Origin of the sequence: Kitasatospora sp. NBC_01250 (assembly GCF_036226465.1) — a bacterium.
Classification (GTDB): domain Bacteria; phylum Actinomycetota; class Actinomycetes; order Streptomycetales; family Streptomycetaceae; genus Kitasatospora.
Map to the genome: position 1 here is coordinate 7806447 of NZ_CP108476.1, position 16698 is coordinate 7823144.

Annotated in this window: 12 protein-coding genes; 7 read left to right on the forward strand and 5 right to left on the reverse strand. The window is 72.7% G+C overall.

What is annotated here, in order from left to right:
• Positions 1 to 128 precede the first annotated feature (128 nt).
• From OG500_RS33015 to OG500_RS33025, 3 genes are all read right to left on the reverse strand, one after another.
• Entirely contained in the window at positions 129 to 1538 is a 1410-nt protein-coding gene (locus tag OG500_RS33015) for a PLP-dependent cysteine synthase family protein (RefSeq protein ID WP_329585540.1), read from the reverse strand.
• Positions 1539 to 1591: 53 nt separating this feature from the next.
• Positions 1592 to 2305 (reverse strand): spermidine synthase, encoded by a 714-nt coding sequence (locus tag OG500_RS33020; RefSeq protein ID WP_329585543.1) that lies wholly within the window; start codon positions 2303 to 2305, stop codon positions 1592 to 1594.
• Positions 2306 to 2459: 154 nt separating this feature from the next.
• A complete protein-coding gene (locus OG500_RS33025; RefSeq protein ID WP_329585545.1) occupies positions 2460 to 3953 on the reverse strand; it encodes a purine-cytosine permease family protein in 1494 nt (497 codons plus the stop codon).
• A gap of 351 nt (positions 3954 to 4304) precedes the next feature.
• Between OG500_RS33025 and OG500_RS33030 the strand changes: the two genes are divergently transcribed.
• The 6 genes from OG500_RS33030 to OG500_RS33055 all read left to right on the forward strand — a co-directional run bounded on the left by OG500_RS33030 (position 4305) and on the right by OG500_RS33055 (position 10811).
• Positions 4305 to 6164 carry a hydroxysqualene dehydroxylase gene (locus OG500_RS33030; RefSeq protein WP_329585548.1) on the forward strand — a complete coding sequence of 620 codons (1860 nt, stop codon included), beginning with the start codon at positions 4305 to 4307 and terminating at the stop codon, positions 6162 to 6164.
• Between the two features lie 59 nt (positions 6165 to 6223).
• A complete protein-coding gene (locus OG500_RS33035; protein WP_329585551.1) occupies positions 6224 to 6550 on the forward strand; it encodes a WXG100 family type VII secretion target in 327 nt (108 codons plus the stop codon).
• Between the two features lies 1 nt (position 6551).
• Complete coding sequence (locus OG500_RS33040; protein ID WP_329585554.1) at positions 6552 to 7901, forward strand: amidase domain-containing protein; 1350 nt, start codon at positions 6552 to 6554, stop codon at positions 7899 to 7901.
• Positions 7902 to 7911: 10 nt separating this feature from the next.
• Complete coding sequence (locus OG500_RS33045) at positions 7912 to 8316, forward strand: hypothetical protein (protein WP_329585556.1); 405 nt, start codon at positions 7912 to 7914, stop codon at positions 8314 to 8316.
• Positions 8309 to 9268, forward strand: coding sequence for an alpha/beta hydrolase (locus OG500_RS33050; protein ID WP_329585557.1), 960 nt, complete (start codon positions 8309 to 8311; stop codon positions 9266 to 9268). The genes OG500_RS33045 and OG500_RS33050 overlap by 8 nt, the downstream gene beginning before the upstream one ends.
• Positions 9269 to 9476: 208 nt before the next feature.
• The gene (locus OG500_RS33055; RefSeq protein ID WP_329585559.1) at positions 9477 to 10811 is read left to right on the forward strand and encodes a hypothetical protein; all 1335 of its coding nucleotides are present in this window, start codon (positions 9477 to 9479) and stop codon (positions 10809 to 10811) included.
• Between the two features lie 98 nt (positions 10812 to 10909).
• Here OG500_RS33055 and OG500_RS33060 read toward each other — a convergent pair whose 3' ends face one another.
• Entirely contained in the window at positions 10910 to 11323 is a 414-nt protein-coding gene (locus tag OG500_RS33060; RefSeq protein WP_327070514.1) for a DNA-binding protein, read from the reverse strand.
• Entirely contained in the window at positions 11320 to 11583 is a 264-nt protein-coding gene (locus OG500_RS33065; RefSeq protein ID WP_327070515.1) for a CopG family transcriptional regulator, read from the reverse strand. Before OG500_RS33065 ends, OG500_RS33060 begins: the two co-directional genes overlap by 4 nt.
• Before the next feature lie 205 nt (positions 11584 to 11788).
• On the opposite strand from OG500_RS33065, the gene OG500_RS33070 reads away from it, so the two are divergent.
• Complete coding sequence (locus OG500_RS33070; RefSeq protein ID WP_329585562.1) at positions 11789 to 16675, forward strand: non-ribosomal peptide synthetase; 4887 nt, start codon at positions 11789 to 11791, stop codon at positions 16673 to 16675.
• The last annotated feature ends 23 nt before the right edge of the window (positions 16676 to 16698 follow it).

The window sequence follows — 16698 nt, forward strand, 5'->3', positions numbered from 1 at the left end:
GCATCCGGCCGCGCACCGCCGGGCAACAGTCCCGGGCGCCCGCGACTCCACGGTGTCCGAAAATCACGGTGGACATCTCGTCGCATTACCAGACCCGTCGGATGTTCCGGCATCGCAACGAGCAGCTGTCACCCCAGCAGCGCCCGCAGTTCGGCCGGTCCGATCAGCCCGACCCCGTGTCCGTCGTGCACCACGACGGCCGGTCCCGCGCCCCGCTCGGCGAGCGCCGTGAGCGCCGCCGCCGCGCTCTCACCGGTGCCGAACAGCGGCAGCGCCGCCCCGAGATGGCCGCTGATCGGATCGCCCGCCGCGGCGCTGCCCTCGGCCAGGGCCGCCGCGAGCTGCTCCAACGACACTGCGCCCGCCAGCTCGGCGGTGGTGGGCTGGCGGCCGGGGGCGACCGGCGCCGGGCCGGCCGGCAGCACCGGCTCGGCCCCCGCGTCCTGGCGGGCCCGCAGCACCTCCAGCGCCTGGCCGACCGTGCTGTGGTGGTGCAGGTACGGCAGCGGGTGCTCGCGCAGCGCCTGCGGCACCGCGTCGCCGACCCGCGGGGCGGTCGGGTCGCCGTCCAGGAAGCCCTGGCGCAGCATCCACTCGTCGTTGAAGTACTTGGACAGGTACTGCCGTCCGGAGTCCGGCAGGATCACCACCACCAGCTCCTGCGGCCCGAGACCGGCCGCCACCCGCAGCGCGGCCGTGACCGCCGTGCCGGCCGAGCCGCCGACCAGCAGCCCCTCCTCGCGGGCGAGCCGGCGGATCGTCAGCAGCGAGTCGCGGTCCGGGACCGGCAGGATCTCGTCCACCACCTCCTGGTGGTAGGAGTCCGGCCAGAGGTCCTCGGTCGTCTCGGGGTGGCGGAACCGCCCGGCGGCCTCGACGAAGTACGGCCGCCCGTCGCCGCCGGAGTAGACCGAGGAGGCCGGGTCGGCGCCGATCACCCGCACCGTGCCGCCGCTGGCCTCCTTGAGGAAGCGCCCGGTGCCGCTGATGGTGCCGCCGGTGCCCACGCAGGAGACCAGGTGGGTGATCCGTCCGTCGGTCTGCCGCCAGATCTCCGGCCCGGTGGTCCGGTAGTGGGCCTCCGGGTTGGCCGGATTGCCGTACTGTCCGGCGAACCAGCCGCCCGGCGTCTGCTCGGCGATCCTGGTGGCCACGTTCAGGATGTGCTCGGGATCCTGCAGCGGCAGCCCGCCGGGCCGGACCACCACCTCGGCGCCGTAGGCCCGCAGGGTGGCGATCTTCTCGCCGCTCGTCTTGTCCGGCAGGACCACGATCGCCCGGTAGCCCTTGGCCGCCGCCACCATGGCGAGCCCCGCACCCGTGTTGCCCGAACTGGCCTCCACCACCGTGCCGCCCGGGCGCAGCGCCCCGGACCGCTCGGCCTCCTCGATCATCCGCAGGCCGATCCGGTCCTTGACGCTGCCGCCCGCGCTCAGGTACTCCAGCTTGGCGTAGACCGCGGCGCCGGTGTCGGGCGTGCGCAGGCGCACCAGTGGTGTGTTGCCGATCAGTTCGAGCAGCGATTCGTGGGTGTCCATGGCGCGCAGACTATCCGCAGACCCACGGCGGCCGACGGAGGGACAACCGGTGCTCAGACCCGGCGTGCCAGGTGCACCACGTCCGGCACGCCGCGTGCCACGGTGACCTCCAGGGTGTGCACCTCGGCGAAGCCGGCCGCGCGCAGCGCCTGCTCGAAGGCGGCGGAGGGCTGGGCGCTCCAGACGGCCAGCACACCGCCCGGGTTGAGCCGGCGCTGGATCGCGGCCAGCCCGTCCGGCCGGTAGAGGCCGGAGTTGGACTCGGTGACCGTCCAGTCCGGGCCGTTGTCGATGTCGAGGCAGAGCGCGTCGTAGGTCGCGGTGTCCGTCCCGGGACCGTCCAGGTAGGCCAGCAGGTCGGTGTGCAGCACCGCCACCCGCGGGTCGTCCAGCGCCCCGGCGGAGAAGGCGCCCAGCGGCCCGGTGCGGTGCCAGTCGATGATCGCCTCCTCGCGCTCCACCACGGCGATGCGCCCCCAGCGCGGCTCGGCGGCGGCGTGGGCGAGCGAGAAGCCGACGCCGAGGCCGCCGATCAGGACGGCGGGGCGCTCCGCCGTGAGCCGGTCCAGCGCGGCCTGGATCAGCAGGCGCTCGGAGCGGCCGTCGGCGGTGTCCATCAGGAAGCAGCCGTTGGCGATGATCTCCAGGTCCCCGCCCCGCCGGCGGAGCACCACCTCGCCGTAGGGGCCCTCGCGCCGGTCGAGCGTGACCGGGGGCTGCTGCTGGTCGCGGTCGGGCAGGTCGGAGACGTCGGGCAGCAGAGACATGCGTGGTACCTCGGGTGCGTGCGGGTGGTCGGTGTCGTCGCTCCGGCCGACTCTAGCCGCGCCCGGGGGCGGGCAGCACCCCCGTATCGGGAACGCCGAACGCCCCGACCAGCCGGTCGGGGCGTTCGGCGTCCGGTGTCCGCGCCGCAGGGCGTCAGACGGTGACCGGCTGCTCGGTGCTCTCGGCCTGCTCGGCCTTCGCGTCGGCGCTCACCTCGGCGGTGCCCGAGGTGTTCTCGCGCGGCGCCGGGAGCACGGCCATGATCGCGGCGGAGATCACGATGGTCGCCGCCCAGGCCAGCCCGTACTTGCCGATCGGGGTGCTGGAGAACGGGCCGGCGAACCAGTCGCACTTGGTGAAGGCGAGCCCGAGGGCCAGCGCGAGCACCCAGGAGACCATGGCCTGCCAGCAGTAACCGCCCTTGTACCAGTAGCGGCTGGTGCGGGTGGTGTCCATCAGCGCGGCGGCGTCGTAGCGCACCGTCCGCGTCCGGCGCCGGAACATGTCCACGGCGTAGACGCCGATCCAGGCCGAGAAGGAGACGGCCAGCAGGATCAGGAAGGTGATGAAGGAGCCGAGGAAGCTCTTCGCGACCAGCATCAGCATCAGACCGCCGACCAGCGAGATCACGGCGTTGATGCTCACGGCCATGGCACGCGGCAGCTTGACGCCCATCGTCTGGGCGGTGAAGCCGGCCGAGTACATCGAGAGACTGTTGATCAGCAGCATGCCGACGATCGCGGTCAGCAGGTACGGCACGGCCAGCCAGGTCGGCAGCAGGTCACCGAGGAAGGAGACCGGGTCCGAGGCCTGGGCCAGACCAGGGGAGGCCACCGCCATCACGGCGCCCATCAGCACCATCGGCACCATCACCAGGCCGGCACCGGAGACCGTCACACCGGCGATCTTCTTGCCGGAGGTGGCGTGCGGCAGGTAGCGGGCGAAGTCCGGGCCGGTGGGCACCCAGCTGATGCCGCCGGCGGCGATCGTCCCGACACCGGCGATCATCATCGCGGTGGTGCCCGCGTGCTTGGAGAAGACCTCGCTCCAGTGGATGTGCACGATCAGGTAGCCCAGCACCAGGACGCTGAAGATCCCGAAGAGGTACGTCGACCAGGTGTTGCAGACGTTCAGCGCCTTGCGGCCCATGCCGGAGACGAGGAACGTGCAGGCGACGAAGAGGAACAGCGTGACGACGATCAGCGCGGTGTTGCTCTTGATGCCGAAGAGCAGGTCGAGCACGGTCAGCACGGCGTAGGCGCCGGTGACCGCGTTGATCGTCTCCCAGCCGAACCGGGCGATCCACAGGATCGCGCCCGGGAAGAGGTTGCCGCGCACCCCGAAGGTGGCCCGCGAGAGCGTGGCACCCGGGGCCCCGCCCCACTTACCGGAGACCGAGATGACGCCGACCATGCCGAAGGAGATGGCCGCGGCGCAGGCCGCGACGATCAGCACCTGCCAGAAGTTCAGCTGGTTGAACACCACCAGGGCCGCACCCATGGTGAGAAGCAGAACGCTGATGTTCGCCGCGACCCAGGTGGGGAAGAGCTCGCGGACTCTGCCGTGACGCTCGTGGTCCGGGACGGGTTCGATACCGCGGGTCTCTATCGCGCCGTCAACGGTGTCGGCGGTGGACAGGTTGTCCATGAGGGTGGCTCCGTGCGTGTGAAGCGGGGAGTAAAACGGACAAGTGGAACATTTATGGAACTCTTCGCGCGTAGCACGCGAGTTAAGCCATCGTACTTTGTTCCAGATGTCACCCGATTGATGCCGTTACTCCCTGGGGGTACCGGAAGATACGAAAAGCGCCGCCTTTGGGGCGGGCGGGGGCGGCGGGGCTTGGCCATTTCGTCCTGTTGTGACCGTGGTCACAGTCGCCGGTGGATTGACGAACGAATGTCCCATGCGCCCCGAACCGGTGACGGAGCCCGACCGCGGATCGCGACCTGTGCATACTGAGGCCGACCAGTCGCTCACAGTAGCCAAGGGGTGCGTGCCATGGGGGCCGAGAACCGGGCCGCGGAGAACCCGGAGACCGCCGCGACCAGCGGCCGGACCAGGCGCCAGTTCCTCCACCGGGCGGCTGCGGTGGGTGGCGCGCTGGCCCTCGCGCCGTCGGTCGCCGCGCCGTCGCCCGCCGTGGCGGCCGGTGCGGTGCCGGGCGGCGGTGGGGCCGGCCGCTCGGGGCGCAGCGTGGCCGTGCTCGGCGGCGGGGTCTCCGGACTGAGCGCCGCGCACGAACTCGCCGAGCGCGGCTACCGGGTGACCGTGTACGAGTACTACGCCGCGCTCGGGGGCAAGGCCCGGAGCATGGACGTGCCCGGCAGCGCGGCCGGTGGCCGACGGCCGCTGCCCGGCGAACACGGGTTCCGTTTCTTCCCCGGCTTCTACCGCAACCTCCCCGACACCCTGCGCCGCATCCCGTACCCCGGCAACCCCGGTGGCGTCCACGACAACCTGCGCGACGGCACCCAGACGCTGCTCGCCTACGACGCCCCGCGCCCCGGCCTGCTGCTCCCGTTCCAGACCCTCACCCGCCCGCTCGACCCGCGCGATCTCGCCCCGGACGCGCTGCGCCGCACGCTGACCGGCGTGCTCGACGAGGTGCTGCACCTGCCCGCCGACGAGCTCGCCTACTTCGTCGACCGGGTCCTGGTCCAGCTGACCAGCTGCGACCTGCGCCGCGAGCAGCAGTGGGAGCGGGTGCCCTGGTGGGACTTCATCAAGGCCGGCCGGATGTCCCACGACTACCAGCGCCTGCTCGGGGTGGGGCTGACCCGCGACCTGGTCGCGACCAAGGCCGAGCAGGCCAGCACCCGCACCGTGGCCCGCACGATCATCGAGGCCTTCCTGCTGAACGGGCTGCTCGGGCGCGGCGTCGACGGGCAGCCCGACCGGGTGCTCAACGCCCCGACCAGCGAAGCCTGGATCGATCCGTGGACGGCCCACCTGGCCTCGCTCGGCGTCGAGTTCCGCACCGGGACGGAGGTCCAGGAGGTCCTCTGCGCCGACGGGCGGATCACCGGGGTGCGCGTCGCGCCGACGGGCGGCGGCACGCCCTGGACGGTGACCGCCGACTACTACCTCTCCGCCCTGCCGGTGGAGCACGCCCGCCTCACCTGGGGCCCGCAGTTGCGCGCCGCCGACCCCCAGCTCGCACGCTGCGACGCGATCCGGACGGACTGGATGACGGGCGTCCAGTACTACCTGCGCCGGCCCGTGCGGCTGGTGCACGGACACGCCGCCTGCCTCGACTCCCCGTGGTCCCTGACCACCGTCAACCAGGCGCAGTTCTGGGACCGGAACCTCCCGGCCGCCTACGGCGACGGAGCGGTCACCGACTGCCTGTCGGTCTGCGTCTCGGAGTGGGACGAGCCCGGGATCCTGTACGGCAGGACCGCCAAGGAGTGCACCCGCGAGGAGGTGGTCCAGGAGGTCTGGGCCCAGGCCAAGCGGGCCTTCAACCGGCCGGGCGCCACGTGGCTGGTGGACGCCGACGTGCACTCGTGGTTCATGGACCCGGCCGTCACGGGCCTCGGCGGCCCCGCCCCGGCCAACCGCGAGCAACTGCTGATCCACCCCGCGGGAACGCTCTACAACCGACCCTCCGCCGCGACCGCGGTCGGCAACTTCTTCCTGGCCGGCGACTACGTCCGCACCGACGTCGACCTCGCCACCATGGAGGGCGCCAACGAGTCCGCCCGCCGCGCCGTCAACGCCCTCCTGGACGCCGACCGCTCCACCGCCGAGCGCTGCCCGATCTGGCTGCTCTTCCGTCCCCCGGAGCTGGAGCCGCTCAAGCTGGTCGACGAGACCCGCTACCGGCTCGGCCTGCCGAACACCTTCGACCTGGGCTGAACCGGTCATCCACTACGATCATGCTCTGCTTGAGCAGGCCGGTTGATCCAGGGGGAGACATGTCGATATCGGTCCATCCACCGACTCTCAACGAGGCGGCCACCCAGGTCGGTTCGACGGCGGACGGTGTCAACCAGGCGACGCAGAACGGCATGCAGTCCAGTGCCACCGCCGCCACCGGAAACCCGGGCTTCGAGACCGCCGGCGCACTCGACGCCTGTGCCGCCTCCTGGCAGGCACACCTGCAGCAGCTCGCCGCCGGCCTGAACGCCACCGCCGACGCACTCGGTCAGACGGCGGACAACTACGTCCAGACCGAGGCCGCGCTCGCCGGCAACTTCCACCACGACGCCGACCAGCTCCTGCAGGGCCAGGGGGCGAGCTGAGATGACGGACGCATCCGGTTCCGACGGCGGCTCCGCGAGCTCGGCGATCACGCTCGACCAGCTCAAGAACGCCAAGCCCGCACTCTGGTCCACCGCCGCCAACGACTGGGCCGCCATGGCCAAGCACTGCTGGGACGCCTCCGTCGAGCTGCGCCACCAGGCCACCCAGAGGATCGCTCCCGTCTGGTCCAGCACTGCAGGCAACCTCGCTCAGGCGAAGATGTCGGCCCAGGCGGACGCGCTGGAGTCGGCGTACGACGAGATGCGCGGCGTGGTCGCGGTGCTGGACGGTGCGGCCGAGGCCTTCGAGGTCGCCCAGCGCTCGCTCGGCTCGGCGCTGTCCTACGCCGACCAGAACGGCATGACCGTCGCAGCCGACGGCACGGTCACCAGTACGGCGCTGACGATGCCGCACGCCCACAACCTGCTGGACCCCAGTGACGTTCAGCAGATCGACCAGCAGGTCGACCAGACCTCCTGGCTGATCCAGCAGGCGCTCACCGACGCCCGTAAGGCGGACGCCACGGCGGCTGCGGCGCTGACCCGGCTGGCCGGCCAGGTGAACGTCACGGATCCGAGCACCGCCCTCGACAACGTCCAGAAGGACGCGGCGCCGCTGGAGGTGAGCCTGATCGCCGGCACCGTGCCCCCGGCCGGCACCGACCCCACCCTCGTCGCCGCCTGGTGGAACGGCCTCACCCCGGATCAGCAGCAGCAGCTCCAGCTCGCCGTCCCGGCCTCGCTCGCCCACCTCGACGGCATCCCCACCAGCGTCCAGCAGCAGCTCATCGGCACGGACGGCAAGTTCGACCGCTCGAAGTTCATCCAGTGGGCGATGGACAACTGGGACAACACCGACCTCGACACCTTCGACAACAACTGCACCAACTTCACCTCCGATGCGCTGCACGCCGCCGGACTCGCCTACAAGAACGACGGCGACGGCTCCTTCGGCGACAACAACTGGTTCAAGGGCGCCCAGGTCGGCAGCTGGGGAGGGCCGGTCACCAACTGGATCGACGCGCACGACCACAGCCACTCCAGGAGCTGGGCACTCGCGGGAGGGCTGCACGACTTCCTGCTCAACAACGGCAGCACCACGGTGCCGCTCTCGCAGGCCCGCCCCGGCGACATCATCTTCCTCCAGCAGGCAGGCCCTGGCCCCAACGCCGCGGTCGGGGACATCCACCACGCCTGCATCATCACGTCGATCACACCCGACGGCGACATCCACTACACCCAGCACACCAACAGCTACCTCAACGCCAGCCTCAACACCCGGCTGCCGTCGGAGCTGCAGGAAGAGGGCCAGCAGAACGTCGTCGTCGTCCGCGTCCAACCCAACTGGTGAAGCAGTGAACATGTCGAGTCCCACCGCACGCCGCGCCGCCTCGGTCGTCCTCGCCTCGGCGGTGCTCAGCCTGGCCGGCCTGGGCACCGGGCTGCTCGCGCACCTCAGCTACGAGTCACACCGGCCGGACTACGAGCGGAACGTCCACTGCACCCCGCTCGCGCTGCCGTCGGGCCTCACCCTGTACACCTGGCTCGCGGCCGGCTTGGTGCTGGCTGGCCTGCTGCCGCTGGTGTGGATCGCCGCGCGCCGTCCGTGGCGCACCGTGCGACCGCGCCATGGAGCACTGCCGGCGGCCGTGCTGCTCTGGGTCGTCGCCGTGGTCGGCGGGGTCGCGCCCGGCTGGGCCGACATCAGCTACATGCACCGCATGAACGCGGGCATGTTCGCGGGCTCGGACCTGTGCGGTGGCTGACCGCGACAGCGCGTACGAACCGGACGGTGGAAGGCCGGGCCCTGCGCGCGCGGTGTCGCGGCGGCGCGCGCTGCGGATCGGGGCCGGCGTGGTGGGCGGCGGCGCGCTGCTCGGGTGCGCCGCCGGGGGCGGGATGCTCGCCGGGTGGCTGCCCGGCGGGGTGGAGCTGAAGAAGGCCCTGAGGATGACCGGGACGGACGGCACGGTGCCGGACGTGGCGCCCGGGGCCGTCCACGTCGAGCAGGTGCGTTCGGCGGCGCGCAGCCGGGAGGTCACGCTGGTCACGATGCTGCCGCCGGGCAGTGCGGCGGGCCCGGGTCTGCCGGTCTGCGTGATGCTGCACGGGCGCGGGAACGACGCGCGCGGCATGGTGGCGCTGGGGACGCCGCAGTTCCTGGCGGCAGCGGTCAAGGGCGGGGTGCCGCCGTTCGCCGTCGTCGCGCTGGACGGCGGGGACGCGACGTACTGGCACCAGCGCAGCCCCGGTGACGGCGACGACCCGCAGGCGATGCTCAGCGAGGAGCTCCCCGGCTGGCTGCAGGCCCGCGGACTCTCCGCGCCGCGCGCCGCGATGGGGATCTCGATGGGCGGCTCCGGCTCCCTGCAGTACGCCATCGGGCGCACCCGCAGCGGCCACGACCTGGACGCCGTGGCGCTGCTCAGCCCGGCCGTCTTCCGCAGCTGGGCGGATGCCCGCCCGATCGGCGGGTACGCCGACGAGGCGGACTGGCGAGCGCACGAGCCGCTCCTGCGCCTCGACCGGATGCGGGTCGGCACCCTCGGCGTGTGGTGCGGCCAGGAGGACCCGTTCTGCCCCGCCGCCCGCGACGTCGCACGGCAGGCGCGAGCGCGCCAGGCGGGGTTCCCGGACGGCGAGCACACGGACGGCTTCTGGCGACGGGTGCTGCCCGACGCGGTGTCGCTGCTGGGGCACACGCTGGCCGGAAGCTAGTGCCGCGTCAGGTCGCCGCAACCGGTCCCGCCTGACCGGATCACCATGGGTTCCGAACAAGTTCCCAACATCCGTCGGTCAGGATGCGGCGTCAGCGGCAGCGGTGGTGCTGCCGACCTGCCGAGGAGGAGAATTGCGTTCTCACCGGGGAACACTCAGGCGCTCACGTGGTCTCGTGCTGGCCTGTGCGCTGCCGGTCGTGGCGACGATGGCGTTGACGACCGGGGTGGCCCAGGCCACGTCGGCCCAGGCCTCGTCGGACGTCGCCAGCCTGCAACTCCAGCTCCACGAGGGCACGTTGCTCAGCAGCCACGGGGTGCGGACGATGTGCGCGTCGGGCTGTCACGCGGACGTCGTGACCACGAGCCCGGGTTCGGACACCGTGCTGTCGACCGACACCCCGGTCGGGCTCGGTGCGACGGACCTCGCCAAGGCGTACTCGCTGCCGCGGGCCTCGGTCGGGCACAAGGGCACCATCGCGCTCATCAGCACCGGCGCGAACACGCACCTGGAGTCCGATCTCGCCACCTACCGCAAGCAGTACGGGCTGCCCGCGTGCACCACGGCCAGCGGGTGTCTCACCGTCACCGACTTCCACGGCGGGCCTCCGGTTGTGCCCGGGACGACCACGGAGTTCAAGGCGGCCGAGGAGGAAGCGGCCGTCGAGACCTCGCTGGACGTCGACATGGCCTCGGCGGCCTGCCCGGACTGCCACATCATGGTGGTGCAGACGCCCGACATCGACGCGACCGGTGAGCTGCTGCCCGCGGAGAAGGCGGCCGACTACGCCGTCGCCTACCAGACCGCGGTCCGGTTGGGCGCCAACGCGGTCAGCCTCAGCGACGTCGAGTTCCTCGACGCCTCGACGGCGGACGCGGACTACAGCAAGGCCGTGCGCCATCCCGGGGTGCCGCTGTTCGCCTCCAGCGGCGACATCAGCAGTCCCGGCACGACCGCCGCCGGCTCCGACGCGGCCGCCAAGGCCGGGACCGTCGTCGACACGAGCTACACCTGGCCGGCGGAGCTGCCCTGGGCGGTCGCGGTCGGGGGTACCTCGCTGAAGCCCGTCGACGCCTCCCGGACGCAGTTCACCGAGACGGCGTGGCACGACCTGACCGGTGGCTGCGCCCTGACCCTGCCCCCCGCGGCCGGTCAGCCCGCCTCGGTCGCCGCCAACTGCGGTGGCCACCGGGCCGCCACCGACCTGTCCGCCGTCGCCGACCCGGCGAGCGGCCCCGCTGTCTACGACACCTACGCGCCCTCCACCGGGAAGCCGAACAACTGGCTCGTCAGCGGCGGCACCAGCGCCTCCTCGCCGTTCGTCGCCGCCTGGTACGTCCGCAGCAGCGGGCACTCGACCGGCACCGTCGGCCCCAGCGCGCTCTACCGGGCCCCGGCCTCGGTCTTCCACGACGTCACCACCGACGGCGGATCGCCGGCCATCTGCCAGCGGCTCGGCTGGGGCGAGAAGATCTGCCAGTCCGGCCCCGGCTGGGACGGCCCCACCGGCCTCGGCTCACCGCACGGCCTCGGCAGGTTCTGAACGGCACGTTCTGATCCGAGCAGCCCACTCGGGCCGGTGTCGAGGTGTGTGTACGGACTCGGGAGTGGACCCCGGCGGGCCGGGGTCCATGCGGCCAGTCAGACCTTGATGACCGTGAGGCGCTTGCCGCACAGCGTGCTCAAGTCATCCGGGTCGGAGGTGAGAACCGTCACCGGTCCCGGAGCGGCGAGTGCCGTAGCGGTCAGTATCGCGTCGATGGCGTACTTGTGGCCGTGCAACGCGGCGTCGGCGAGGAGGGCTGCCGCGTGGCGGGCGATCGCCTCCGTCACCGGCTCGACCACCAGGCGGGAGAGCGTCCACTCCAGGGCCGGACGGTTGATCCGGGGGTGGACGACCTCCACCAGAGTGGCGGCGCTGGTGATCACGCGCATGTCGTCCGCCCGGGCCAGCGCGAGCCAGCCGGTGACCTCGCGATCCCGCAGTACGGCCTTGGCGAGCCCTTCGCTGTCCAGGACGAGGGTGCCCGCGGGCACAGCGGCCTCGCGCGTCATGCCGCGCTCGCCGCGTCGCCGTGCTGCTCCTCGCGGGCGCGCCGCAGCAGGTCGCGCTTCTGCTGGATCTCCTCGGCGGTGATGGGGCCGTGTTCGGCCTCGGCAACGGCGATCAGTTCGTTGAGGTTGTCCCGCTCGATCTGCCGGGCGACCGCCGCGGCGACATAGGCGGACAGGCCGGAGGGGCCGCTGCGGACGCGGGCGGCTTCGGCGATGTCGCGGGGCATGGTGATCGAGTACTTCTGGGTAGGCTCGCTCATGCTCCTTATGCTACCTCGCATGCTACTCCGCTGTCGGGGTTCGCTCAGCCGACAGGTGCTCTCATGGGGCCTTCGGCGGACGGGCCTGTTTGCGCGAGACGAGAGCGACTGCCGTCCATAGCGGCAGTTGTGCGGAGGTCGAACTGCCGCTCTTCTGCCTCGTGCACTGCCCTTGGCGGCAGGCTCCGGGCGGTTGGCTTGGGGCATGGCCGAGTTGAAGAGTTCGCCGCCGAGTCCAGTGAGTCCGCTGAGTTCAGCGAGCCCAGTGAGTCCACCGTTGCTGCCGGGGCCCGTCGCCGGGGCGCCCGGGTGTCTGGAGCTGATCGCTGCCGTTGCCCGGCATGCGCCCTCGCGGGCTGCGATCCGAGTGGGGGGTCGGGTCGTCGACTACGCCGAGCTGGAGGGGCGCAGTGCGGCGCTGGCCGGGCGGCTGGCGCGGTCGGTGCCCGGGTCCGGTGGGGTGGTCGGGGTGCGGGCGGCGGACCGGGTGGATTACGTCGTCGCGCTGCTGGCCGCGCTGAAGGCCGGCGTCGCGTTCCTGCCGCTGGACCCCGAGGCGCCGCAGGCGCGGGTGGCGGCGATCCTCGCGGACAGCGGGGCGGTGCTGCTGGCGCCGGACGACGAGCGCGGTGGTGACGCGGCCCGGACGGTCGCGGGGCCGGGGGAGACCGCCTACATCATCTACACCTCCGGGACGACCGGGACGCCCAAGGGCGTGGCCGTCGCCCGGGCGGCGCTGGACGGGCACCTCGCCACCGTGCGGGAGCGGTTCGGGATCACGGCGGACGACGTGGTGCTGCAGTTCAGCGCGCCGTACGTGGACGTCTGGGTCGAGCAGGTGCTCACCGCGCTGACCGCCGGGGCCTGCCTGGCGATGACCGGGGCGCGGGTGACCGCGCCGGCGGAGCTGGCAGCGTTGATCCGGCGCGAGGGCGTCACGGTGGCGAACCTTCCGGCCGGGTACTGGCAGGAGTTCACCGCGCTGCTCGACCACTGCGCGGGCGACTTGGCGAGCCTGCGGCTGATGGTCTGCGGCAGCGACACGATGCCCGCGGCCTCGGCCGAGCGGTGGCTGCGCGAGACCGGGATCCCGCTGCTCAACGCCTACGGGCCGACCGAGGCGGTGATCACCAGCCTGGTGCATGAGGTGCGCGAGGCCGGGGCGGGCCGTTCCGTGCCGATCGGACGGGCCATCGGCCAGCGTGAACTGTACGTGCTGGACGAGGAGATGCACGAAGCAGCGGCCGGCGAGCTGTGCATCGGCGGCACGGCGCTGGCGCTCGGCTACCTGAACCGGCCCGGCCTCACCGCTCAGCGTTTCGTGCCCGACCCGTTCAGCCCGGTGCCGGGTGCGCGGATGTACCGCACCGGTGACCTGGTGCGCCGACTGGCCGACGGCACCGTGGAGTTCGGTGGGCGCCGGGACGACCAGGTGAAGGTGCGCGGCTACCGGATCGAGCTGGGCGAGATCGAGCGCGCGCTGGCCGCGCACCCGCAGGTGGCGACCTGCGCGGTGAGCGTGTACGAGCCGGCGCCGGGGGACCGGCGCCTCGCGGGGTACGTCACGGCCGAGGGGAACGGCCTCCCGCGGGCGGACGAGCTGCAGGAGCACCTGCGGGCGACGCTGCCCGCGTACATGGTCCCGGCCACGATCACGGTGCTGCCCGCGCTCCCGCTCACCGCGAACGGCAAGATCGACCGCCGTGCGCTGCCCGCTCCGGCGGAGGATCGAGGGCACACGGGGCACGCGGGGCAGGCAGCGCACGAGGAGCCGGGCAGCGAGCTGGAGCGGCTGATCGCCGGTGTCTGGTCCGAGATCCTCGGCGTGCAGGGCATCGGCCTGGACGAGAACTTCTTCAACCTCGGCGGGGACTCGCTGACCGCACTGCGGGTCGCGGGCAGGATGCTGGAGACCCCGTACGCGGACGTCTCCCACGTCACCGTCTTCGAGGCGCAGACCGTCCGCGAGCTGGCGGCGGCGATGGCCGCGGCCGGTGCGCCCGCGGCCGGGCCGGAGCTGACCCGGCGCAGGGCCGCGACCGCGCCGCTGTCCGGCCTGCAGCGCGGCCTGTGGACGCACGCGCAGTTCAACCCGGACTCGACGGCCTACAACATCCCGTGGGTGTTCGAGCTGGCCGGACCGGTGGACCCGAGGGCGCTGCAGGTGGCGCTGGAGGGGCTGGTGGCGCGGCACGAGGCGCTGCGCACCACCTTCGCCACCGAGCGCGGCGAGCCGCGCCAGGTGATCCACGCCGAGCGGCCGGTGCCGATCGCCGTCAGCGACCTGACGGGCGCCGCGGAGGAGGAGCGCGAGGCCGCCACGATGACGGCGATCGAGCAGGACGCGCGGGCGCCCTTCAACCTGGCCGAGGGACCGCTCTTCCGGGTGCGGCTGATCCGGCACGGAGCCGAACGCAGCACCCTGGTCGCGGTCTTCCACCACATCATCTGGGACGAGGCCTCGCTGGGCGTCTTCGAGCGCGAGCTGGGCGAGCTGTACGCCGCCGCGGTGCGCGGCGGCGAACCGCAGCTGGCCGAACTTCCCGTGCAGTACGCCGACTACAGCAGCTGGCAGCAGGAGACCCCGCAGCAGCGGCATCTCGACTACTGGGCCGAGCAGTTGCGCGGCGCCCCGGCGGTCACCGTGCTGCCCGCCGACCGGCCGCGCACCGAGCAGGACGCTCCGCGCGGGGACAGCCTGCGCTTCGAGATCCCGGCCGGGACCGCGAGGCGGATCCGCGAACTGGCCCGCGCCGAGGACGCCACGCCGTTCACCGTGCTGCTGGCCGCCTTCGCCGCCCTGGTGCACCGGCACACCCGGGACGAGGACCTGGTGGTCGGCACCCCGGTCACCACCCGCAGCCGTCCCGAACTCGACGCGCTGATCGGCTACTTCGTCACCATGCTGCCGCTGCGGGTGCGCGTCGGCGCGGACCTCGGCTTCCGTGACCTGGTCCGGCACGTCCGCGACACCTCGTTCGACGCCCACGCGCACCGGGACACGCCGCTGGACAGCATCGTCAACGCGGTGCTGGACGACCGCCGGCTCGACGTCAGCCCGCTCTTCCAGACCGCCTTCGAGCTGCACCCCGCCAGTGGATCGGCCGTCCGGCTGGGCGAGTTGACCGGGACCAGGCGGCTGCACGCGCACCAGGTGGCCAAGTTCGAGCAGGTCTGGATGATCGAGGACCCCGGCACGGCACTGCGCGGCTGGATCGAGTTCGACGCCCGGCTGTACGACCGGGCGACCGTCGCGGCATTCTGCCGCGAGTGGATCGACTCGCTCGCCCGCTACGCCGCGGACCCAGCGGCGCCGGTCGGCGAGCCGGTGGCCGGTGCCGCGACGGTGGTCGCGCGCTTCGAGGAGCGGGTGCGGGCGTGTCCGCAGGCGGTGGCGCTGAGTGGGCCGGGTGCGGGTGAGTGGTCGTACGGGGAGTTGAATGCGCGGGCGAACCAGGTGGCGTGGTGGTTGCGTGGTCACGGGGTGGGTGTGGGTGACCGGGTGGGGTTGCACGTGGCGCGGTCGTCGGAGTGCGTGGCGGCGATGCTGGGGGTGCTGAAGGCCGGTGCGGCGTACGTGCCGCTGGAGCCGGGGGTGCCGTTCGAGCGGCTGGCGCACTTCGTGCGGGACGCGGCGCCGGTGCTGGTGGTGAGCGCCGACCCGGTGGCGGCGGCGGGCTTCGGGGTGCGGGTGCTGGACCTCGCGGACCGGGAGCTGGCTGCCCAGCAGCGCGGCAATCCCGTGGTCGAGCTGTCGCCCGAGGACGCGTTCTACGTGCCGTACACCTCCGGCTCCACCGGGGTCCCCAAGGGCACGCTGGTGCCGCACCGGGCGGTGCCGGGGTTCTTCGCGGGGCAGGGGTACGCCTCCTGGGGGCCGGGGTCGACGGCGGTGCTGCACTCGGCGCTGAGCTGGGACGGCCATGTGCTGGACCTGTACCCGGCGCTGCTCTCCGGCGGCCGGGTGCTGATCCCGCAGGCGGGCGACACCAGCGACCCGATCGGCGTCGCGCAGTTCGCGGCCGAGCACGGTGCCACCGTCCTGCTGCTCAGCGCGGCGGCCTTCGGCGCCGTGGTCACGGCCGATCCTGGCCTGCTGAAGAACCTGCGGGACCTGCTGCTCGGCGGCGACCGGATTCCCGCCGACCACTTCCGCCGGATGCTCACCGAGCTGCCCGACGTCAATGTGGTGCACCTCTACGGTCCGTCCGAGGCGACGGTGGCCGCCACCATGCACCAGGTGCGGCCGGCGGATCTGGAGCGGCCGGCGGTGCCGATCGGCCGTGCGCTGGGCGACCGGAGCGTCCATGTGCTGGACGAGCGGCTGCGGCCGAGTGCGACCGGCGAGGAGGGCGAACTCTACATCGCCGGACCGGCTTTGGGTCACGGCTACCTGAACCGAACCGCGCTGACGGCCCGCAGCTTCCTGCCCGACCCGTTCGACGCCGAACCGGGCGCGCGGCTCTACCGGACCGGTGACCTGGTGCGCCGACTGCCGGACGGAACCCTGGAGTTCATCGGCCGCCGGGACGGTCAGGTTAAGGTGCGCGGCTACCGGATCGAGCTGGGCGAGATCGAGAGCGCGCTCGCCGCCCACCCGCAGGTCGCCACCTGCGCGGTGACCGTGTACGAGCCGGCACCGGGCGAGAAGCGGCTGGCGGCGTACGTCACGGCCGAGCCGGGCGCGCTGCCGCAGGCCGCCGAGCTGCGCGGCCACCTGCTGGCGCGGCTGCCGGAGTACATGGTGCCCGCCGGCTTCACCCTGCTGCCCGAACTCCCGCTGACCGCCCACGGGAAGATCGACCGCAAGGCGCTCCCCGCGCCCGATCCCGCCGCCGGGCCACCGGTGGACCCGGCCGCCGGCCGCCGGGCGCCCGCTGGCGAGCTGGAGCGGTGCATCGCCGAGGCCTGGTCCGAGGTGCTGGGCCTGCCGGAGGTCGGCGTCGACGACAACTTCTTCCAGCTCGGCGGGGATTCGCTGCGCGCGGTGCGGGTCGCGGTGCTGCTGGCCGAGACGCTGGACCGGGAGGTTCCGCCCCGGCTGGTCTTCAGCTGCAAGACCGTCTCGGCCCTCGCCGCCCAGCTGGCCTGAGGCCGGCCCACAGAATTGGAGTG